This window comes from Chitinophaga rhizophila (assembly GCF_019492185.1).
GTDB classification, from domain to species: domain Bacteria; phylum Bacteroidota; class Bacteroidia; order Chitinophagales; family Chitinophagaceae; genus Chitinophaga; species Chitinophaga rhizophila.
In genome coordinates this window covers 541,245-563,097 of sequence record NZ_JAICCF010000004.1, presented here as the reverse complement: position 1 = coordinate 563,097, position 21,853 = coordinate 541,245, and the positions used below count along the sequence as shown (strand labels likewise).

Annotated in this window: 21 protein-coding genes and 1 riboswitch; of the genes, 4 read left to right on the top strand and 17 right to left on the bottom strand. The window is 49.6% G+C overall.

Annotated features, from left to right (window positions below; all coding sequences use genetic code 11):
- Positions 1-42: 42 nt before the first annotated feature.
- From K1Y79_RS22320 to K1Y79_RS22250, 15 genes are all read right to left on the bottom strand, one after another.
- Complete coding sequence (locus tag K1Y79_RS22320) at positions 43-987, bottom strand: ATP-binding protein (protein ID WP_220252414.1); 945 nt, start codon at positions 985-987, stop codon at positions 43-45.
- A 9-nt stretch (positions 988-996) separates the two neighbouring features.
- Entirely contained in the window at positions 997-1,635 is a 639-nt protein-coding gene (locus K1Y79_RS22315) for a hypothetical protein (protein ID WP_236059774.1), read from the bottom strand.
- A gap of 67 nt (positions 1,636-1,702) precedes the next feature.
- Positions 1,703-2,785: a cobalt-precorrin-5B (C(1))-methyltransferase gene (locus K1Y79_RS22310; RefSeq protein WP_220252412.1), complete on the bottom strand. Its 1,083-nt coding sequence runs from the start codon at positions 2,783-2,785 to the stop codon at positions 1,703-1,705.
- A complete protein-coding gene (gene cobK, locus K1Y79_RS22305; protein WP_220252411.1) occupies positions 2,782-3,540 on the bottom strand; it encodes a precorrin-6A reductase in 759 nt (252 codons plus the stop codon). The genes K1Y79_RS22310 and cobK overlap by 4 nt, the downstream gene beginning before the upstream one ends.
- Positions 3,537-5,372, bottom strand: a complete 1,836-nt coding sequence (cobM, locus tag K1Y79_RS22300) for a precorrin-4 C(11)-methyltransferase (protein ID WP_220252410.1) — start codon at positions 5,370-5,372, stop codon at positions 3,537-3,539. Before cobM ends, cobK begins: the two co-directional genes overlap by 4 nt.
- A gap of 1 nt (position 5,373) precedes the next feature.
- The gene (cbiE, locus tag K1Y79_RS29455; RefSeq protein ID WP_220252409.1) at positions 5,374-6,558 is read right to left on the bottom strand and encodes a precorrin-6y C5,15-methyltransferase (decarboxylating) subunit CbiE; all 1,185 of its coding nucleotides are present in this window, start codon (positions 6,556-6,558) and stop codon (positions 5,374-5,376) included.
- The gene (gene cobJ, locus K1Y79_RS22290) at positions 6,558-7,913 is read right to left on the bottom strand and encodes a precorrin-3B C(17)-methyltransferase (RefSeq protein ID WP_220252408.1); all 1,356 of its coding nucleotides are present in this window, start codon (positions 7,911-7,913) and stop codon (positions 6,558-6,560) included. Before cobJ ends, cbiE begins: the two co-directional genes overlap by 1 nt.
- Positions 7,904-8,617: a precorrin-2 C(20)-methyltransferase gene (cobI, locus tag K1Y79_RS22285; protein WP_220252407.1), complete on the bottom strand. Its 714-nt coding sequence runs from the start codon at positions 8,615-8,617 to the stop codon at positions 7,904-7,906. Before cobI ends, cobJ begins: the two co-directional genes overlap by 10 nt.
- A gap of 3 nt (positions 8,618-8,620) precedes the next feature.
- The gene (locus tag K1Y79_RS22280; RefSeq protein WP_220252406.1) at positions 8,621-9,550 is read right to left on the bottom strand and encodes a sirohydrochlorin chelatase; all 930 of its coding nucleotides are present in this window, start codon (positions 9,548-9,550) and stop codon (positions 8,621-8,623) included.
- Positions 9,547-10,389 carry an SDR family oxidoreductase gene (locus tag K1Y79_RS22275; protein ID WP_220252405.1) on the bottom strand — a complete coding sequence of 281 codons (843 nt, stop codon included), beginning with the start codon at positions 10,387-10,389 and terminating at the stop codon, positions 9,547-9,549. The genes K1Y79_RS22280 and K1Y79_RS22275 overlap by 4 nt, the downstream gene beginning before the upstream one ends.
- 19 nt (positions 10,390-10,408) lie before the next feature.
- Positions 10,409-11,233: a HoxN/HupN/NixA family nickel/cobalt transporter gene (locus K1Y79_RS22270; protein WP_220252404.1), complete on the bottom strand. Its 825-nt coding sequence runs from the start codon at positions 11,231-11,233 to the stop codon at positions 10,409-10,411.
- Positions 11,234-11,243: 10 nt separating this feature from the next.
- Positions 11,244-11,630, bottom strand: coding sequence for a (2Fe-2S) ferredoxin domain-containing protein (locus K1Y79_RS22265; RefSeq protein WP_220252403.1), 387 nt, complete (start codon positions 11,628-11,630; stop codon positions 11,244-11,246).
- A 112-nt stretch (positions 11,631-11,742) separates the two neighbouring features.
- Positions 11,743-11,942: riboswitch (cobalamin riboswitch) on the bottom strand.
- Positions 11,916-12,902 carry an adenosylcobinamide-phosphate synthase CbiB gene (gene cbiB, locus K1Y79_RS22260; protein ID WP_220252402.1) on the bottom strand — a complete coding sequence of 329 codons (987 nt, stop codon included), beginning with the start codon at positions 12,900-12,902 and terminating at the stop codon, positions 11,916-11,918. (Overlaps the previous riboswitch by 27 nt.)
- Entirely contained in the window at positions 12,881-13,909 is a 1,029-nt protein-coding gene (locus K1Y79_RS22255) for a threonine-phosphate decarboxylase (RefSeq protein ID WP_220252401.1), read from the bottom strand. The genes cbiB and K1Y79_RS22255 overlap by 22 nt, the downstream gene beginning before the upstream one ends.
- Positions 13,909-15,381 (bottom strand): cobyric acid synthase, encoded by a 1,473-nt coding sequence (locus tag K1Y79_RS22250; RefSeq protein WP_236059773.1) that lies wholly within the window; start codon positions 15,379-15,381, stop codon positions 13,909-13,911. The genes K1Y79_RS22255 and K1Y79_RS22250 overlap by 1 nt, the downstream gene beginning before the upstream one ends.
- 30 nt (positions 15,382-15,411) lie before the next feature.
- Here K1Y79_RS22250 and K1Y79_RS22245 point away from each other — a divergent pair, with 30 nt between their 5' ends.
- Positions 15,412-16,704: a cobyrinate a,c-diamide synthase gene (locus tag K1Y79_RS22245; protein WP_220252400.1), complete on the top strand. Its 1,293-nt coding sequence runs from the start codon at positions 15,412-15,414 to the stop codon at positions 16,702-16,704.
- A 72-nt stretch (positions 16,705-16,776) separates the two neighbouring features.
- On the opposite strand, the gene K1Y79_RS22240 is transcribed toward K1Y79_RS22245, so the two are convergent.
- The gene (locus K1Y79_RS22240; RefSeq protein ID WP_220252399.1) at positions 16,777-17,307 is read right to left on the bottom strand and encodes a DinB family protein; all 531 of its coding nucleotides are present in this window, start codon (positions 17,305-17,307) and stop codon (positions 16,777-16,779) included.
- 782 nt (positions 17,308-18,089) lie between these two features.
- Here K1Y79_RS22240 and K1Y79_RS22235 point away from each other — a divergent pair.
- Positions 18,090-18,812, top strand: coding sequence for a 3-ketoacyl-ACP reductase (locus K1Y79_RS22235; RefSeq protein ID WP_220252398.1), 723 nt, complete (start codon positions 18,090-18,092; stop codon positions 18,810-18,812).
- A gap of 51 nt (positions 18,813-18,863) precedes the next feature.
- On the opposite strand, the gene ygiD is transcribed toward K1Y79_RS22235, so the two are convergent.
- A complete protein-coding gene (gene ygiD / locus K1Y79_RS22230; RefSeq protein WP_220252397.1) occupies positions 18,864-19,742 on the bottom strand; it encodes a 4,5-DOPA-extradiol-dioxygenase in 879 nt (292 codons plus the stop codon).
- A 385-nt stretch (positions 19,743-20,127) separates the two neighbouring features.
- Here ygiD and K1Y79_RS22225 point away from each other — a divergent pair, with 385 nt between their 5' ends.
- Positions 20,128-20,511: a response regulator gene (locus K1Y79_RS22225; RefSeq protein ID WP_220252396.1), complete on the top strand. Its 384-nt coding sequence runs from the start codon at positions 20,128-20,130 to the stop codon at positions 20,509-20,511.
- Positions 20,512-20,799: 288 nt separating this feature from the next.
- Positions 20,800-21,843: a chemotaxis protein CheB gene (locus K1Y79_RS22220; protein ID WP_220252395.1), complete on the top strand. Its 1,044-nt coding sequence runs from the start codon at positions 20,800-20,802 to the stop codon at positions 21,841-21,843.
- Positions 21,844-21,853: the final 10 nt, after the last annotated feature.

The window sequence follows — 21,853 nt, the reverse complement described above, 5'->3', positions numbered from 1 at the left end:
CGGCCCGGGACAGATACTCCTGTAATGGATTATTCTCTTTTCTCAGCTCATTCTGATCCTTATCGAGTCGCCCTCCTTTTCATCCCTGGGAGACTGCTGCTCCCGCTGCTGCTGAGGATTTTGTGATGGAGAATAATGCTTCGAACGGTGGGACAGTACAAAGGGCATTACCTTGTGTACATCGTCGGTACTCACCGCTTTCCGGTGATGGTAGGCTGCGTGGGCCCTCGCTGCTTTTAGTAGCAGGATGTCTGCACGTAGTCCTTCTACCTCATGTTTAATACAGGTGTCAGCAATTAATATCTGTATATCCTCATTATAACTGACAGCCTTTAGTTCGCTTTTGGCGCTGGTTATTCTTTCCGACAACGCCTGTTCTGATGCGTCATATTGTGCGCAGAAAGCTGCTGTATCGGTATCGAAAGTTAACCGGCGACTCACAATCTGCATACGGTCCGCCCTGTCTGACGGTGTATGCACCGTCACGCTCAGTCCGAATCTGTCCAGCAACTGCGGTCGTAGTTCCCCTTCCTCCGGGTTCATGGTTCCTACGAGGCAAAACCTGCTCTCAAACCAGCGGGAAATGCTGTCTCTTTCCAGGTGATAGCCACCGCTGGCGGCTGCGTCCAGTAATATATCCATCAGGTAGTCATTCAGCAGGTTTACCTCGTCTATATACAGGATACCCTGGTGCGCGGCTGCCAATAAGCCGGGCTGCACCACTACCTTTTTCTCATTGATCAGCGTCTCCAGGTGGATAGTGCCCAGTACTCTGTCTTCAGTAGCGCCTATTGGCAGATTGACAAACGGAAAGGCGGCTTCACTGCGTCGCATCAGGTCACTCATGGCCCTGACGGTCGTCGTTTTACCGGTACCTTTATCGCCTAGTGCCAGTACACCTCCTAAACCGGGCTCTATCATACAGAGTATAAGTGCCAGCTTAAAGTCATCCTGGGCATATATTGCGGAGAATGGAAATGATTGCATGCTTTGTTCTTAATTAGCTTCAGCAAAGATGTTGTAGATCCAGAGGCAGCCTACGGCGATGGAGAACAGTCCTACAACGGCGTTCATTGCTTTGAACGCTGTCTGGTTACGCTCAATAAACCTGGATACGGAGAATGCCAGCACACAGCTATAGGTAGTCATGGCTGCAATAATACCGATACTCTGAAGTACAATAATACCGATCGCGGTACCGGTGTTGCGGGAGGCCATGATCAATGCTACAGCACACGCGCCCCCTGTTCCTGCCAGTCCATGTAACATGCCTACCCAGAAGGAGCGGCTGAGCGGATTCATCGCTATTTCCTCTCCCTGACGGCCATGCAGGTGAAGGGCATTGTTTGTATGGGCATGTTCTGCAAAGACCTTATGCGTCTCCATCATCTTTTTGAGCTTATGGTTTCTGCGGATGGCTGAAATACCCAGCCAGATCATTACCGGCCCAACGATCATCTCTGCATAGGATGACATGTCGAGCGGCAATGCCGACTTTACCAGCAGCGCTATGGTGCTGAACAGGATCAGGGTCACTGAGTGCCCTAATGCCCATTGGGAAGAACGCCAGATCAGTTTTGACAGACTTATCCTGTTATTCGCTTTCTCTGATGCCAGTACGGATACTGCCGCCATATGGTCCGGTTCAAAGGAATGCTGTATGCCTAATAATAGTGAGTCTGTAAAAAGGTATCCAATCATATCAAAAACTTAGAATTGTGTCGTTTGCGTCAATCAATAAAAGTTGTAACCTGACTTCGGGTATCAGTGGTGCGCATACTGCATAACAGCGCCTGGCCAGTTCCCTGAAAAAAGGCTCTGTCTCAGTAAACGGAAAAAGCGCTGTCAGCCGCCTGGCCATGTTCAGGTCCAGTATCGGTGTACACTGCTCTTCCGTGTAACCGCATCCTTTTGCCAGCTCATAGATGAACTGCTTATCCCAGGTTGACTTCCCGCTGTGAGTATCCAGCTCTCCCTGCGCCAGCTTGGCTGCTTTGCCCAGCATGATGCCCATCGTTACTTTTTCCAGCGGCACGCTACGGATCTTTTCCAGGGTTTCCCCGATCCAGTTGCCATACTGTATAAAAGCATATTCCTGCAGGTGGTCCATCCGTTTACGAAGGATGTTCTCTGACCGGCCGCCCGAATTGATCACAATCTCCCGGCAACCATTGGCCACTGCTACATCAATACCTTGTGTAATACTGGCAATATAGGCCGAGGCGCTGAACGGTCTCACTATGCCGGTCGTGCCCAGTATGGAAATGCCCTCTAAGATCCCGATACGGCTGTTCAGGGTCTTTTGAGCTATCTCAGCTCCGCCGACCACGAAAACCTCGATATTTACCCCTTTATTTAGCTTATACTGATGGGTGAGGAATTGGGCAACTGCTGTCATCATCTGCCGGGGTACCGGATTGATGGCCGGCTCTCCGACGCCAATGGCCAGTCCCGGCAATGTCACTATCCCTACGCCCTCACCCCTGAAAAATCTTACGTCCAGGGTATCATTGAATGATACGGTACACCCGATCGTTGCTCCGTTGGTTACGTCCGGATCATCGCCTGCATCCTTTACTGTAGTACAGGTGGCCTGAGCACCGGTATAGGTGCACGAGCTGATGGCAAATGTGACCTTTTCTCCCAGCGGCAGTGTAATCTCCACCTCCGTTACCGGCTCCTGCCTGATCAGCGACAACAGCGCCGCCCTGGTACAGGCGGTGGCGCATGCACCGGTCGTATACCCTTGTCTTAAAGGGCCTGCTGGTATCGGCTGTAAACTCATAGCGATGACCGGTTTAATGCTTCCATCAGCGAGGCTTCGTCCGTTACCGGAATGAAGCTCTCCGGCAATGCCGGCCGCTCAACGATCACAATCGGTATTCCATTGGCTAAGGCGGCTCCGATCTTTGTCGATATAAACCCCGACTCCCCACTGTCTTTTGTCAGTATCGCCCTGATATGATTTGTATTGATCAGCGCTGTTTCCAGGACCAGGTCGCTGCCTGGCATCTCCATAATCAGTTGCTCCACAGGAAATCCTGCTGCCCTGGCCAGTGCCAGCGAGCTTTCCCTGGGCAGTATCCTGAAAATAGTGTGATGCTTTTCCCAATAGTGCCTCAGCGGAGCAATGGTCTGTACGCCTGTCAGCGCCAGCAATGTTCCCTGTACATGCCTTTCCAGCCATTCTGTTGCTTCCTGGTAAGAAGCCACATACCTGATCAGGGCATCCGACTGCCGCTCCGGATAACGTCGCTCAAACCGGTATACCGGCAATGCCAGTTCCCTTGCACAAGTATCAATGGTGTTATGTAGCACGGCGGCAAACGGGTGACTGGCATGCACAATGGCTTTAATATCCTGTGCCCTGCAAAATGTTTGCAGGTCTGCTGCCGTCAGCGCTCCGGAACGGTATTTCCCGTAAGGCCCCGGCGTAAATGCAATAGCTGTTTTGGTGGAATAGTAATAGTGCCTGCCATGCTTTTCCAGTATGCCAGCTACTATTTTACCTTCTGTCGTTCCACCAAAAACCAATATCATTCTTTCGCTTTAAGGGCTTTGCCGGTTCTGAATGTATGCTTCCACTCCGGACTATACAAATGCGAGCGGTTCTTGCGCGCGCCAATTGCGGCACCCACAATCACCAGCGTGGTCAGTGTCAGCTTGTTTTCCCGCACGATCTGCGCCAGGTCTTTGAGTTCGCCGGTATAGATCTCTTCGTCCTTCCAGCTTACCCTGTATAATACTGCTACCGGCGTATCAGGTGCATAGTGTTCCAGTAACTGCTCCTGCACGGATTTCGCGATTGTTGCACTCAGGAAGATGCACATCGTGGCTTTGTGCTTCGCCATCTCGTTCAGCTTCTCATGCTCGGGCAACGGTGTTTTACCAGCACCCCGTGTCAGGATGATGGTTTGTACCACTTCCGGAATGGTAAACTCTGACTTCAGACTGGCGGCTGCTGCCTGGAAGGAAGAGATGCCCGGTACGATATAATAGTCCATCCCTTTCTCATCAAAGATGGTCATCTGTTCCTGTATAGCGCCGTATATACTCGGATCGCCGGATTGCAGCCTCACGATCAGATGGCCTTTGGCATAATGCGTTTCCATCAGATGGATCTGCTCTTCCAAAGTCATGCTGGCTGAGTTACGTACAATGGCTTCCTTCTTTGCATAATGAGTGATCTCTTCGGGTATCAGACTGCCGGCATATAGTATCAGGTCGGCAGTTTCTACCAGCTCTTTCCCTTTGATACTGATCAGCGCTGCATCTCCCGGACCAGCTCCCACAATGGCCACTACGGCCTTACGTACTGCCTGCGGATCAATAGCGATGGCAATGGTATGTTTCTTCCCGGAAGGAACGGTAATCTTCTGTTTCTCCAGTAATAAATTGCGGTTGCCCGACGATAACAATGCGGCTGCTTCTGATACACTGTGTACGCCCAGTTTGGACATCACCACTTCAGACGGATTGACCACCTGTTGTGTATTGAGCGCTGCTGCACTATAGGTAATGAATGGTACGCCTAATTGCTCAGCCAATGCGATAAAAGCTACCTCGTCATGCTTCACATCAATAGACCCTATCGTTTTTATAGCGGCTACTGCCAGCTGCTGCTGCGCCAGCTGATCATACACAGACGCCTCCAGCTGGTCCGGCTCTATATCGCGGGAGCAGCCCATGCCCACATGTAATACCTGGGGATGGAAAGACAGCACAGGGATGTCTGCCTGGTATACCCGGTAAGTCACCGCTATCAACAGGTCATATTGTTCAAGGTCTATGCTGTTAAAATCATAGTATATGTCCGCAAAATCAGGCAGCGTCTTTTCCAGGTAAGCGGTCCCCTGGTCCTTTACATCCAGCAGCAATGCTGTACGTTTATTGTTGACAAACAACGAAATAATCTGGTTCATGTCTGCCGTTGCTGACTGCTTCCAGCCAAACTTTGCGGCCAGGGTATCCAGCGCCCAGATTTCCTGCAGATCGCTGCTGGTAGTGATCACGGCCTGAGCGCCGATGGCTGCTGCTATTTTCCGTGTAATGTCATTTGCACCACCCAGATGCCCTGACACTACTGACTGTACAAACCGGCCACGGTCATCCATATTGATGATGGCCGGATCCGTCTCCTTATCTTCTATATGAGCCGCTATACTTCTTACACATATGCCCAGTGCGCCGATAAATATCAGTGTATCAAAACTCTTGAAGTTCTTTTCGAGGAATTGCCCTATGCTTACTATCGGCGTTGCCTGCTCATGTTGACGCGTGCTGACCAGCAAAGACTTCGGAAATTCCGTCCTGATGATGTTACCCAGCGCAACACCTTTATCTGTACTGGCTATGATGACTGTCTTACTCATATTAATGCTTTTCTGCTGTCAGGATAGTGATAGGGTTGTGGGCATCCACAGTAATCACCATCGGTTCAGACAGTATATAATTTAAATGTTGTGCTGCTGCAATGAACTGCGTTCTGCTATCTTCCTTTACGGCATTAATGACCAGCTTTGCACCGGCTGACAAATAAACATCCAACCGCTGCATCAGCGCTTCCAGCTGATTCCCGTGACCGCCTATAAATACGGCGTCCGGGCGGGGAAGCACCGCAAGATCCTGCGCAAAGAAGTCTCCCATTACCTTTGTTATACCGGGCGTACTATGCCGGCGGGTATTCTCTTCAAATATGGCTGCACATTCCGGCCGCTTCTCAAAAGCAATGACCTGTAAATGCGGATACTGCCTTCTCGCTTCTATGGATACGGACGCTGTACAAAAACCTATATCCCAGCAAGTCTTCCTGGCCGATAAATCCAGCTGCGCCAGACTCGCTAACCTGACAGGCATCTTGGTGATCATATTCGGCCGTCCTTCCAGTCCGGCAAAACGATGATCAGGGATACCGGCCGACAAAGACCTGGTTTCCTTCTTATGCAACAGCACACAATTCAGTGCATGCGCCTCATAGCTCGCCATGTCTGCCAGTTCTCCGGAAACAATGCGCTGCGCTGTACCTTCCAGCTCTTCGCCTATATGCATCACATAGTTGTCAAAGCCATATTCCAGCAGGCGCGCAGCAATGGCTGCCGGCGTTTTTACCTGATCTGTTAATACGCCGATGCTACCGCATTGACGCAGTAACGCCTGATCCAGCTCCTCCCAGGAACGGCCATGTACAGAGGTGCTGACAAGGCCGGCATACGGATAGTTTAGCCGGTGACACAGCAACTGCAGACTATTAAAATACGGGAACACCTGCATGTCTGCTTCCGGATGATACTTCCGGATGGTAGCGGCAAATCCATAGTACAACGGATCGCCGGAGGCGAACACCACTACGTCCTCATTCAGTGAGTGGTATTGTGCAAATAACGCGGGCATATCACTACGGATATCGATCCACTGATGGTCGGCAGGCAAGTAAGCCTGTATCAGTGCATAATGCCGCTGACCGCCGGAGAAAACCCTGTATTGCGGCAACAGCTCCCGTACCGTCGCCGGTAGCTCCTGCACTGCATGGTTTGATATGCCGATCACGATATATTTCACTACCTGACTTTTACGGTAAATGCTGCATTAACAATACTGGCAGCAACATTGCTTCCTCCTTTACGGCCCCGGATGATGACATACGGTATAGCCTTCAGCGCCTGCAGCTTCAGTTTCGACTCTACCACATTGACAAACCCTACCGGCGCTCCTATAATACCTGCCGGCCGGAACCTTCCCTCCTGTAACTGATCACATAACTCAAACAGGGCAGTAGGGGCGTTGCCTACTACAAACAATGCGTCAGGATGTTTCTCAATCGCAATACGCATACCTGCCTGACTGCGGGTCAGCCCTTCCTTCTCTGCCAACGGGACTACTGCCTCATCGTTGAGGTAACAGTATACATTGGTGTTGTATTTTCTGATAAATTCTTTCGTGATGCCTGCCTGTACCATGGTGACGTCAGTAACAATAGTGCCGCCTGCACTGAGGTACTCATGCCATTGCGCCACTGCATCATTGTTGGACAGGTACAGGTCTTCATATTCAAAGTCTGCAGTGGTATGTATACAACGCATGATCGCCCACCTGTCTGCTGCACTCACATCATCCCGCTTCAGCTGTGCGGCGATCTGGCGGAAACTTTCGTCCTGAATTTCCTGTCCGGAGACAGGCTTCCGCGCCAGGTAGCCTCTGGGGGTCACCAGATAGTTTTTGAACTGATAGGTCTGCGAATTGCCGATCATGACCAGCGAGAACATATCTACCATGTCTACATCCATATCTCCCAGGGTAGTAAGGGTAAATGTTTCTTCAGGACGGGTTACCTGCCGGATGATAGCTACAGGTGTCGCAGGATCCCGGTGTTGCAGGAACAATTCCCTGAACCGCGCCAGTTGCCAGAACCGCTTCTTGCTGCGCGGATTGTATAATGAAGTAACGAAGTCGCCGATGGCGGCTGCCTGAATACGCTTTTCTATCACCGGCCATGGCGTCATCAGGTCTGACAACGATATACAGCAGAAGTCATGTCCCAGCGGAGCACCCAGCCGGCCCGCCGAAGCAATAAAGGCACTGATGCCCGGTATGGTCTGCAGGTCAATATCTTTATCTGTACGGGTACTGGCGTACTGGTATACCAGCGATGCCATGGCATAGATGCCGGCGTCTCCCGAGCTGATCACAACGACATGTTTCCCCGGCGCACAACGGTCTACAGCCAGTACTGCCCGCGCTTCTTCTTCTGTCAGGTCCTTACCAATACATTCACAGTGTGCAGGCAAAAGGTGTTCGACAAACTGAAAATAATAACTGTAACCGATAGCGATATCTGCTGTCGCCAGCACCTGCTGTGCAACGGGTAGAATATAATCTTTTCCGCCGGGTCCTATGCCAACTACGCTTAACTGCATGCTCGTTTTAAAATAAGTAATGAAAAATAGGGGATCTCCCTTTTTTCCAGGTCATTGATATCTGTGGTAATATATTGCTGCGGAGTACCCAGCCTTTCACAGTATACGATCTCCAGGCCGGTCTGTTGTATCAGACTACGTATATCCTGAAGCACGCTTCTTACCTTAATCAGCACCACCGTTTCAAATTCTTCCAGGTAGCGCGCCAGCGCGGCCCTGTCCTTCATCCTGGGCAGGATGGCAATTTTCTCATTGAGGATAGCCAGCGATGTCTGGTTAACTGCCGCTCCCAGTATAAAAGACGGTACGCCGGCAATGATTTCCAGGTCCAGCTGATGCGCCTGTATATGTTTCAGCAGGTAGGCAAATGTGCTGTAAAAGGATATATCACCCTCGCTTACAAAAGCTACCTGTAACCCTGCCTGATAGTCAGCCAGCAGCTCCCTGAAGGTGGCCGCATAGGTCTGTTCTGCTGCGGTACGGTCGTCAGACATCTGCAGGAACATGCCATGCAGTTTGCGGCTATCCAGCGCATAATGTTGTAATATCTGCAATGAATAACTGGAAGTACTACCGTCTGCCAGCCTGGACCCGGGGTAGTAGATCTTGTCTGCCTGTTGCAGCGTTTGCAACCCTTTCACGGTGATCAGCAACGGATCACCGGGGCCTAATGAAACGCCATATATCTTTCCTTGTCTGTTCATGTATCAGATACCGAGGAGCTTTTTTACGGTGGTTAACACGGTTTTCTTCTCACCAGGTTTTTCATCTTCCTCGAATAGAATGCCTTTAACGGCCAGGTGGTGTCCTACCTGCTCTTTGCCTACTTCTTCCTCGAAACCGATGATCTGCGTACGGTATTTACATAGCTGGCAGTTCATATTCGGATTGCCTTCCTGTACCTCCCTGATACGCTCGTCGATCGTTTGCAGTAACAGTTCATCACACTCGAAAGATCCGGTAGTGATGATGGTTTTATTTGTTGTCTTGCCAAACTCCTCCAGTTGCGCGTAGATCTTTTTGAGCAGCACTCCGGTAAAGAGAAATACCGGTAATGCCACGATCCTCTGATAAGGCAGGTAGTCTATTATTGGCAGATGATCTTTCAGTAAAGGCTGTGTCACCCCGATGAATGCAGTAGTAGCAAAGCCGAAACCCAATCCTTCTCCCAGCATCCGGGTCAGCTTGGCTACATCTGCATTTGCGTCCGGATCGGAGGTACCCCTGCCTACCAGCAGCAAACAGGCATCTTTCCTGTCAGCCATGGGATGTGCCGCTTCCGCCTGTTCTATCAGCTTCTTCGCCAGTTGCAGGATGGAAGGTGTAATGCCGATATGCCGCCCAAGTTTTATCTTCAGGTCTGCATACTGAGATTGCAGCGTATTCATCTCAAAAGGAATATCGTTTTTGGCATGCCCGCCGGCAAAAAGGATGGCGGGAATAGCAATGATCTCCCTTACGCCGGCCACATACATGCGCTCTACTGCGGCTGCATATATGGGGTGCGCAAACTCCAGGAAACCATAGTCCACCATCCTGTCAGGATAGCGTTTACGTAATAATGCTACCAGGGTCTTGAAGCCCTCGATACCTTCCGGATCGCGGCTGCCATGCCCACAGATTAATATCCCTTTCATATACCACTATGTAAAAGGCTGAGCGGATCAGGATACCTGAACGTATAGTCCAGGCGCTGTTTGATCTTATCAGCATTAATTATCTTAAAATGCGGGTCAGCTGTTGCGGCAAATGTCGGTACTTCCAGTCCCGCCACAGCGGCGGCCTGCGTATAGTACTCCCTCCGCGTCGGATGCTCGTCTGCACAGGCATTGAACACCTCGCCCCAGGCCTGCTGTCTGATGATCTCCCTGATCAACGCAATACAGTCGTCCTGGTGTATGACATTGATCGGTGCGTCCCCGTTCTCTACATTTTTCTTGCCAGCCAGGAAACGCCCGGGCATACGGTCGTACCCGATCAGTCCTGCAAAACGGATCACGGTTGTCATGAAGCGTACATTCGTGCGCAGCATTTTCTCTACGGCCAGCAGCGCTTTGCCACTGCCTTTAGTAGGCGTTGCCACTTCATGCTCGTACACTTCTCCGTTCACATCAGGGTATACCGAGGTAGAGCTTACAAACAACACCTGCTTCACAGGGCTCTTCTCTATCTCTTTCACCAGGTGTGCCATCTGTGCCTGATGATACAATACAACATCTTCCCGCCGGGAAGGAGGGAAGTTGACGATCAATATCTGACTTTGCAGGAAACCGGCCAGGTCGTTGCTGTCAATGCCGGCGTCTGTGATCATCACGCGGTAAGGCGTAATCTGGCGCGTCACCAGTTCTTCCATCTTATCATCTGCTGTCACAGAGCCTTTCACCAGGTAGCCTTCTTTAACCAGGTGAGCTGCCAGCGGAAGCCCCAGCCATCCGCAACCCAATATACTGATCGATTGTTCCGATGCTCTATTCATAATTAACAGATCCTTATAACTAAACTGCGTCGCTCTCTGCCACTGCGGTCGCTTTCGCATACCGGTGCCGCAGATAGAGTTCGGCATATAAAGATATAATGATACTAATAAAAACCAGTCCGACAATATTATTCTGATACTCACTCAGTTCAAGTGAAGTATTCCATGTGCTTGCAATTTTATACAAAGGAATGGCAAAACACATGATCGTGATCAGCACATTCAGTTTGAACCTGTGACGCTGGATCTTTTTCTGGTCAAACGTCTTCAGTAACTTGCTCAGCAGCAGCGAATCGCAGGTGCCCGTCAGGATCAGCCCCAGGGAAAATACCACGCCGCCGAGGATGGCAAATACCCACTGATTGGATACGGATACGGTGTAACCTACGGCCGCTATCTGCGAAGAGGTGTCAAAGATGAAACCGAAGATAATACCTGTCAGTATCACGGTAAATGGATTTACGCTGTTGTCAAATGACTTCGGCAGCAGTCTTTTACGGAAGCTGCCCACTGGCGCTCCTTCTTTCCTGGTCAGGTTGATCAGGTTAGAGATACCCATGAACAGCAGCATCACCGACGATAACCATGCTACTACAATATCCAGCAGGGGCGGCATCTCAAAGTTATTCTTCAGTATACAGAGGAACAGGGCAATGCCTGTAACCATAATACCATGTCCAAACGTGAAAAGCGTGCCCACCCAACGGGTCCACGGACTTTGATGCAGGTGCAGCCTGTATGTATAACCATCTATGACGGTGATATGATCCGGGTCCAGCCCATGGCGTAAACCGAGTACTGACAGGACAATAAATCCCGTCAGATCCTGTTGGAGAATGTCCATATACCTGCGTTTATTCGTTGGGTTGTGGAATACGTACCAATGGTTTCGCCTCAATCTGTGCTGCGTCAGGGAAGTGTACATGCCCTGTCACCAGCTCATTTCTTATGAGGTGCTGCGTAACAATGTCACGGGTGGCTTCCGGAGTTACGCCTTTATACCATACACCTTCCGGATGCATAAATATCATAGGTCCCCAGGTACACTGTCCCAGGCATTTAGTACGTACCGTGTGGATTTCTGCGTTGAGGTCGTTTTCTGTAAGGTGCGCCCTTATCTGATTCGTGGTGTCGTCTGCACCTTTGTTACTACAGGTGCCGCCGTTACACATAAACAGGATCTTCTGAACTTTAGTCAGGTCTTTAATCGCCATACCGGTGATTGCTTTAAATGAATACATTAATTACCCGTTAATGATAAACAAGACTGCGGAAAGAAGGGTGAAAACACAAGCAGGTATACCGGGCGGTATACTGTACATTGTCTCCTGATTACTTTCTTCCCGAAGTATTGGATAAACATCGTTGTTGGCAGGTCTTCTGACTTGTTCTACTTTTAACGCCTTCCCATCTGATGAGCATCATGAAAGTGGCACTGGTTAAAAGCTGGCTAAGAACTTACAGCAGCGGGAACTGTTTTGGATTTACACCAAATTCCCTTTTAATTTCGGTCCGGTCACGCCGGACTAAAAACCAAGAACTGTCGCAAATGTAGTGGTTTTAGGGGAAATAACCACTATGGCGTTAACAACCAGGATGACAATTACCGAAACCAATGTAACCCCGTGATTTACCCATACCACTTTTCCTATTTCCTCATGCCCGATCGGTCGCGCACGTGTGCCTATATACGGTTTTACTACCACCTGGCCATGGTAGGTATTCGGTCCGCCAAACCGGAGATCCATAATCCCTGCAAGCGCTGCTTCGGGATACCCCGAATTAGGACTTGCATGCTGGTGTCCATACCTGAGTATATACATCCATCCCCGCTTACTGAATGTCACCACTATCATCAGGAAAGCAGTGATCCTGGCGGGAACATAGTTAGCTACGTCATCCAGCCTGGCAGCAAATTTACCAAACCAGAAATACTGCTCCTTCTTGTAGCCGATCATTGAGTCGAGCGTGTTGATCATTTTATAGGTCATCATGGCAGGCACGCCGCCGATGGCATAATAAAACAGCGGTGCTATGACTCCATCGCTCAGGTTTTCCGACAGCGTCTCAAACACGGCTGTACGGATCTGATTTTCGTTCAGATGGGTCGTTTCCCGTCCTACTATCCAAGATAATCGTTTCCTTCCTGCTTCCAGCCCCTGATGGGCCAGGGTATCAAACACCTCTCTGCCTTCCTGCAATAAACTTCTGTTGGCCAGTCCGTAGAAAACAAATATGCTACTGAACAGGTAATACCATACCGGCGTACCTGTTTGCAGTAAATAGTACTGCACCGTGTAGAAGAACAGCCAGGTGGTGCTGCACAACACTACTGTCATCAGCATCCCTTTCACAAACCGGTGCTGCCCGCTGTTCAAAGCTTTCGTACCCCGGTCAATCGTATTGCCGAACAGGCGGATAGGATGCGGCAGCCAGCGGGGATCCCCCAGTAACAGGTCCAATATATAACCTGCCAGCAAGGGAACCGCTATCAGGAGAAACTGCTGATCCATGCGCTGATTCCTTTTACCAGTGAATGATTATCCGCAGGCCGCTGCGTTGCTATACGGAAATGCTGCGGTGTCAGACTTCTGAAATTCGCAGCGTCTCTGATCAGTAAGCCATGTTGTGCCAGCAGGTACTGCTTCAGGTCAGCCGCCGTTCCTGCTGTGGTGTCACACAGAAAGAAGTTAGTATGTGTATCCCTGATCCTGATGCCATCGACTGCGCTTAACTGTGCTATTAATTCCGCCGTATCCCGGCGTAATGCCCGGATAGGTAACTGCAGTTGATCGCTGTGCCGGGTGATATATAGTCCGGCTTCAATGGCCAGCGTATTCACTGACCAGGGCATCTTCGCGCTTAATAGCTTAGCAATCATCGCTTCGCTGCTTAAGATGTAACCCAGTCTTAAGCCAGGAATAGCATACGTTTTGGTCAGCGACTTAATAATGACCAGGTTCGGATGCTGATCCAGGAAGGGCACCATAGAGATCGCTGCTTCCGTAAAGTCAACATAAGCTTCGTCAATCACGAAGGTGGTCTGCGGATGAGACAACAGTATTTCCCGGACAGTATCAACAGAAAGTATCGCTCCTGTCGGATTGTTAGGATTACCAAAGAACACCAGGTCTGACCAGCAGCGGGTATCTGCGTTCAGTTCATCATAGCTGATGAAACTGATCTCCAGATCGTTTGCCTGACAGGCATCTTCGTATTCCGCAAATGCCGGTATAGCAACGGTAACTGATCTTCTCCTGAATGCATGCGCTACCAGGTAAAAAGCTTCTGTTGCGCCATTGGTTACCAGTACCTGCGGTGCGCTCAGCTGGTGCCAGTCGGCCAATGCATGTTGCAGACTTTGCGCATTTGCCTCCGGATAATTATTCAGTTTTTGCAGCCGCCCGGTCAGGTGCTCCTGCAATCCTTCGGAAAAGCCTTCATAGTAAACATTAGAACTGAAATCCGCATTGACAGGATAATTAAACAGGTACCTGTCGTCTCCGTGACCATTGATCATTACTGCATCTTTAATTGTCTGTAAATATAATCCATGTCTATATGTTCCCGTAGATGCTGTGCCAGTTTATCATACTGTTCCTCTTTAAAAGATATATAATTGAACGGTGTTGCTGCCGGCCCGCTATAGCCTTTCAGCAGGTCGTCAACCACAGCCGCATTGTCAAGAATACCATGTATGTAGGTACCCCAGCAGTTGTCACTCAGCAGATAGCCGTCTGCGTGCCCAGACAGCGTCCTGTTCAGCGGACGATCGTCTTCCGTAGCGCTGGTCATACCCATATGAATCTCATACCCCTCACAGATGGCTGGCTGTCCTTTGTAGAAGAATCGGCATTGTTCAGTCACCTTCTCCTGCGTCAGTGTGGTAGCTACGGGTAATAGGCCCAGTCCCGGCATTGCTTCCACCATACCCTCTACATGATGCGGGTCTTCTACAACAGTTCCCATCATCTGATAGCCACCGCATATACCGATGACCGTTTTGTTGTTCCTGTGTGCCTGTATAATAGCCCTGGCTACACCATTGTTTTTGATATCTGTCAGATCTGCAATGGTGTTTTTACTACCAGGCAGAATAATGATATCCGCTTTCTCCAGGTCGGCGGGATTGTTACTGTAGAAGAGATGCACGCGTTCATCTCTTTCCAGTACATGAAAGTCGGTAAAGTTAGAAAGACGGTTCAGCAGTACAACCGCAATATTCACCTTACCTGACGTCAGCTGCCGGTGCTTCTGCTCCAGCCCGACCGAATCTTCTTCTTCAATATAGATATCTTTCCGATAGGGCACCACGCCGACCACGGGTACGCCGCACAGATCTTCTATCATGGTTCTGCCACTTTCAAATAACCGGGCATCTCCCCGGAATTTATTGATAATAATCCCTTTCAGCAGTTGACGTTCCTCTGCCGATAGCAGCGCCACTGTTCCATATACACTGGCAAACACGCCGCCCCGGTCTATATCTGCCACCAGGTATACATCTGCACCCGCATGCCCGGCCATGCGCATGTTCGTGATATCCCGGTGCTTAAGATTCAGCTCACTGATGCTGCCTGCGCCTTCCATTACTACCGGGTTGTGTTGGATGCGTAGCCTGTCATACGCCGCTTTTGCCTCATTGAACAGCTCCTGTTTGTTATTACCCATAAAGTAATCATAGGCCGACTGACTGCCTACTGGTTTGCCCAGTAATACGACCTGTGATGCCTTCTCGCTCGTCGGCTTCAGTAACACCGGATTCATATCAGTACTACAGGGTATGCCACAGGCTTCTGCCTGTACCGCCTGCGCGCGGCCGATCTCAAAGCCATCAGGTGTTGCATAGCTGTTCAGGGACATATTCTGTGCCTTGAACGGTGCAGGATGATAGCCATCCTGTCTGAAAATGCGGCACATCCCTGTATTGATTAAACTCTTTCCGACATCCGACGCGGTACCGGCAAACATGATAGACTTTAGTCGCTGCATAAGGATACGAAATTACTATCTTTGACCGACATGACACCTCAGTTTTTAATTGCAGCACCAGGCAGTAATTCAGGTAAAACCACCATCACACTGGGCCTGCTGCGCTTACTCCATAACCGTGGGTTGCGCGTACAGCCGTTTAAGTGCGGTCCTGACTACATCGATACAAAACATCATACGCTTGCCGCCCATACGGCCAGTATCAATCTGGATACCTTCATGATGAGTGAAGCACATCTGAAAGAGGTATATGGTAAATATAGCGCGCAGGCGGATGTGGTGATCACCGAAGGAGTTATGGGCCTCTTTGACGGGGCAGACCGGATGAAAGGCAGCAGCGCAGAAATTGCCATGTTGCTGCACCTGCCGGTAATACTCGTTGTCAATGCAAAGGCGATGGCTTACTCCGTCGCCCCACTTATTTATGGCTTCATGCATTTTCATCCCGGAATCAGGATCGCTGGCGTCATCTTTAACTTTGTCAATACTGCCAGTCATTACCAGTTCCTCAAAGATGCCTGTGCCGACCTGGGAGTAACCCCATTAGGATATGTGCCGGTGAATGACGCGGTGAAGATCCCGTCCCGTCACCTCGGACTGGCCATTTCAGCCGAACATGATTATGAGGGGATAATAGAAGCCGCCGCTGCACATATTGCCAAAACCGTCGATATAGACCTGATACTTGATAGCATGCGCAGCCCGCTGCCTGCCGCCACCCCCATACCAGATTCCCCGAAGGGACAGCTGCGCATCGCAGTAGCCAGTGATGAGGCTTTCAATTTTACCTATGCAGAGAATCTCGCAGCATTGCACAAACTCGGTACCGTTACGCTATTCAGTCCGCTGCACGACCACCAGCTGCCGCCAGCCGACCTGCTATACCTGGCCGGCGGTTACCCTGAACTGCATCTGGAAGCGTTGAGTGCCAATACCCCGATGCGGCAGTCCATCCTGGACCATTGCACCAGCGGCGGAAAAGTGATTGCGGAATGTGGGGGGATGATGTACCTGGGAGAGACCCTCGCTGACCGGGATGGTACCGAATATCCGATGGTGGGTTTCCTGGGCATTAAAACGACCATGAAAGACGCGAAATTGTCATTAGGCTACCGGGAGGTCAGCATAGGGCAAAAACGCTTTAAAGGGCATGAATTTCATTATTCCCGTTGTGAGGAGACAGCCCCCCTCGAAAAACTAGGCACGGTATACAACGCAAGAGGGATAGAGGTGCCGATGCCGGTATACCGGAAGCGCAATGTCATTGCGTCTTACCTGCACCTCTACTGGGGAGAGCAACAGGATTGGCTGACTATGGTCTGAATTAGCTGTGTTATGCTTACCCTGCGTTATGCCCGACCGGTTCAACGCAGGATAAGCAGAAAAAGCACTTTCTCAGAACAACTTCTCCATAGGCGGTGTTACACCAGCCAGCCGCAGGTAAGCGGTGGTTTGTCCGCGATGGTGGGTCTGGTGTTCAAATGCTTTGTCGAAGGCCATTCTTCTGGTTACATCAAACCGGTCAAACAATTTAATCTTCTCATTCAACTGTTCAGGAGACATCTTCTGCAGGCTGCTGATCACAAAATCATACCCTTCCATTACCGACCTGGTAACACCTTCTTTTGACTTGTCAGTCGATTTTTCTGATTCCCCGAATCCAACAGGACTTTTAGTACCGCTGGCTGCAGCTGCAAAACCGTAGTTGGCATCTGTAAGGTGCAGCATCTGGTCGGCAAAGGAGCGCATCTCAGGGGTCGGCTTCAATGCATAGTCCTTTTCGGGCATGGCATCAAGGTACTCTTTGGTGTAGGCCTTGGCGCGTTCCCATTCTTTGATCATGTCGGCGCTGGTGGACTGTGCGCGTACGATACCCGTGATACCCAGGAAAAGCATCATGGTCTGCAGCAATTGTAAAGCTTTCATTACGTGTGGTTTTTTTGGTGGCGAAATGGACTCGCATGGAAATTAACACTGTTTTATGGCTTTTGGTTTGGATGCCGGGACAAGTAACCGGCAATTTTCCTGTTTTATGCGGAATGGCGGAACAATATGCTGGCGATCATTGTTGACGGCTAGTACAACCGACTGGCAAAAGAAGCGTGTTCGAACAAGGGACGAACAAGCGACGGCGAAGCGACGAACAAGCGACGAACAAAGCAGGTAAAAACCGGCTGTTTACCCTGGCGTGAAAATTGCATATCATTGGGTGGATCAGCAAGCATTTTCTCCTGCAGGCATCGCTACCACCTGCCGACTGCCGGCATCGCCTTTAGGTAATTATAATAACAACAAGCGGTAGTACAATTTGCCAGGCTGTCAGCCATCGCCGGCTCCATCTCAACAATGCTCATACACATTTACTATGGTCTGTTAACTAGTTAAGTCCGGAATCTATTGGAGAATGTAAATAGCTGGTTTATATTGCATAAACATCAGTTACCGAAAGTGTTGCTATAAGCTAAAACGTATAGTGCGTGGTCTTGCCGGCTACACCGGCCGGGAAGACAGCAGGAAGATGAGCCGATGATCGTCCGCCGAAATGGCATATACTTTTTTCGTGTATATATTACGGATAGTCATGGGGCATATCGGTCAGCTGGTAATTTCTCTGTATTTGTTTGGTTTGAAATTCAAATCTTAGGAGTTTTGCAGCGGTCAACTGCCTTCTGGGGCAGCCATCATCAGTCAACGAATAATATCAATATATGCAATCATTAAAGGGAAAGACCGCCGTTATCACCGGCGCAGGAAAGGGACTTGGTAAAGCAATGGCGCTGGCGCTGGCAGCAGAAGGTGTACATCTCGGCCTTATAGCCAGAACAGCCACTGACCTCGAAGCCGTAGCTGCCGCAGCAAAAGAGCAAAATGCAGACATCCAGGTAGCCTACGCAACAGCTGATGTAGGTGACTATCAGCAGGTCAAAGCTGCAGTAGCCAGCCTGGCAGGTACACTGAAGACCATTGATATCCTGGTTAACAATGCCGGTATCCTGGCATATGGCGGCATCCTGGAAGTACCGGTTGAACAATGGGAAAAAGTGATGCAGGTGAATGTAATGGGTACCTATTATATGGTACGCGAGGTATTGCCTTACATCCTGGAACAGGGTAAAGGCGATATTATCAATGTGGCCTCTACCGCCGGACTGAAAGGCGCAGCTAAGATGAGTGCCTATGGCGCGTCCAAGGCAGCTGTTATCAACCTGACAGAAGCAATCATGCAGGAAGTACGTAAGTCGAATGTACGGGTTACTACGGTGAATCCAAGTACGATTGCTACTGAAATGACGCTTTCCGCCAACTTCACAGACGGCAACGCAGAGAAGGTATTGCAACCGGAAGATCTGGCATTCCTGGTAGTGAATAATCTGAAGCTGCCACCGCGTGCATTTGTGAAAGAAGTGGGACTATGGTCTACCAACCCATGATAAAAGCATACAGGAAAGAGGCCCGCTCTGCTGAGCAGGCCTCTTTTCTTGTTAACCCAATCTGACAGATGTCATAGTCAATGAACCCGCCACGGCTTTATCATTGAAGAAGGACACATTATCCTTACTATGTTTCAATCCCAATGTGTACAGTAACGGCAGGTAGTGATCGGGTGTTGGTATGGCCATCATCGCTTCCTTACCTAACTTATCATAATGGATCAGCGAATGATGATCGCCTTCCTGTATCAGGTGTTTGAACTGGTCGTTGATCTTACCCGCCCAATCGTAAGCAAACTGTTCGTTCAACCTGTCCCATGCTGCCATTCGCAGGTTATGTACCATATTCCCGCTACCCACAATCAGCACGCCTTTCTTTCTCAGCCCGGCCAGTTCGCGGGCCAGGTCATAATGGTACTGGGGATGTTGAGTGTAATCAATACTGAGTTGTAACACAGGTATGTTGGCCGCAGGATACATATGGCGGATGATGGTCCAGGTACCATGATCCAGTCCCCAGTCATGATCCAGTTCCACCTGCGTGGAGTGGATCAGCTTTGCCGTCTCTCTTGCTAAGAGCGGATCGCCAGGGGCGGGATAACGAACAGCAAACAGTTCTTTAGGGAATCCGCCAAAGTCATGGATCGTTTTTGGAAAGTCCATGGCAGTGATCTTTGTACCCCTGGTGAGCCAATGCGCGGATACAACCAGCACCGCTTTAGGTGTAGGTATCTCTTTCGCCATCTGCGTCCAGCGACGGCTGAACTCCGTATCTTCAATGCCATTCATGGGAGAGCCGTGCCCGATGAACAGTACCGGCATCAGTTGTTCAGTTTCTCCCAGGCTATCGGTAAAGTTTTTAAATGCTGATAATGTTGTCATGCTGAATACTCCTGCTGCTATCGATTTAATAAAAGTTTGTCTTTCCATTTGAAACAGTCTTTTCTTTCTGTTCGTCTTTTGTCTGTTCCGCCAGGTCATGTCTGCTGTCGTCACCTGCCGGAATATGTGTATAAAGTTACCTGTGTTGCTGCTAATTGCTGTTGCTTTGAAGCAAGAAAAAGGCTAGGATATGACGAGTGCCTGATAATGAAGGTGTTGCCAACCTGTACTATAGATGTTTTTTTCTAAAATGTTGGGTAATCTTAATAACATTCTTTACTTTTAGAATGTAGGTTAGCAACCCCTAATACACTGTCGCTGTAAGCATTGTGAATGTTTATCTTGTTGTTGCCATCAAATACTAGCATGCCTCCGGTTTATCCCACCTGGAAATTTCAACCATTACTGACAACTTTAAAATTTAGCCATTATCATGAAGCACATCGTTGTAGTAGAAGATGACGAATCCATCAGGTTTATTTTCGGTATTGCTCTAAAACCTGGCCTGTACGACCTTACGTTGCTTGCCACCTGTGATGCTATTATGAACGAAGAAGTGGAAGCCCCTGAACTCTTCGTCCTGGACAAGCAGCTATCCGGTGTTAATGGGCTGGATGTATGCCGGTTTATAAAAAGCAGTGGTAAATATGGCCATGTGCCCGTGATTCTTGTTTCAGCAGCCCCGGATATCTTCGAGCATGCCAGGGAAGCTGGCGCAGAAGGTGCATTGATGAAACCGTTTTCCCTAAGAGATTTGCGGGAGACGGTATCCCACTATAGTACATATACCTGTACGACGACCGTAGCGATGGGCTAGTAGTGGATGATATTCTGTACCTAAGTGCGCACCGCTGACCACAGCGGCTATGGTTTCTATTATCATCTTAAGATATCATCTCTTTTATTTAGCACTATTCTGATTATTGTTTTCTTTAATCACCTGGTAAGAGTGATTGAATAGCTAACCTGTGTAGCCAAGCCGGTAATTATTCCTATGCACTGATTTTCTCTTAACATTCTACAGCATGGTAATTGTGTGATGTATATAGCGCGTTGTTTAACCGGTATGTCGCGCCGTGCCGGATCACCATTAATAAGTTGACTTATGGATAAAAGAAATATAATTGTGATCGGAGCATCTGCTGGTGGATTTGATGCGATCAAGCGCATAGTGGCTGACCTGCCGGCCGACCTCGCAGCTTCCATCTTTGTCGTGTGGCACATGTCGGCCAATACCACAGGGATCCTGCCGCATGTGCTGAATATGTTGGGAACACTGCCTGCTACTCAGGCCTTGGATGGTGAGTTGATCAGCGAAAATCATATTTATGTCGCACCGCCAGACCGGCACCTGCTGCTGGAAAATGGCTATATAAGAGTTACCAGAGGTCCAAAAGAGAATCGCTTCCGTCCCGCCATCGATCCGTTATTCCGCTCGGCTGCACTGGCATATGGGCCGCGTGTGATTGGTATTGAATTATCCGGTGCACTGGATGATGGTGCTGCCGGCATGTGGGCTATCAAACAACAGGGAGGACTGGCCATCGTCCAGGACCCTTCCGATGCAGAGGTTCCTTCTATGCCAAAGACAACAATGGATGCAGTTGATGTAGATTACGTGTTGCCCGTGCACGAGATTGGCTTATTACTTACCCGCCTGGTAAAAGATGATGTGGCCATAGAAGAACAACTACCTGCTAATCATAAGAAGATGTTGCAGAAAGAAGTGGCGATAGCCATGGAAGACAGCGTAGTAAGCAGAAGTGTCTTCAATGCAGGCGAGCTCACAACATATACCTGTCCGGAATGTCATGGCGTATTATCAGCACTGCGTGAAGGAGGACGTATCCGTTTCCGTTGTCATACAGGACATGCCTTTACCGCCGAAAGTTTACTGGCAGGCATCACCGAAAACATAGAGGAATCATTATGGAATGCCATCCGTAACGTGCAGGAAAGCGCTTTGCTGCTCAATCATATGGGCGATCATTTTGCTGAGGCCAACCAGGCAAAACTAGCTGCCATGTATTTCCGCAAAGGAAGAGAAGCCATGGAACGATCCGTATTGATCAGGAAGGCTGTATTTAGTCATGATCAGCCTACAGCAGAAGAAATAAAAGAGCAGGCCAGGGATGAACACCTGTCCTGATCAGCCCACG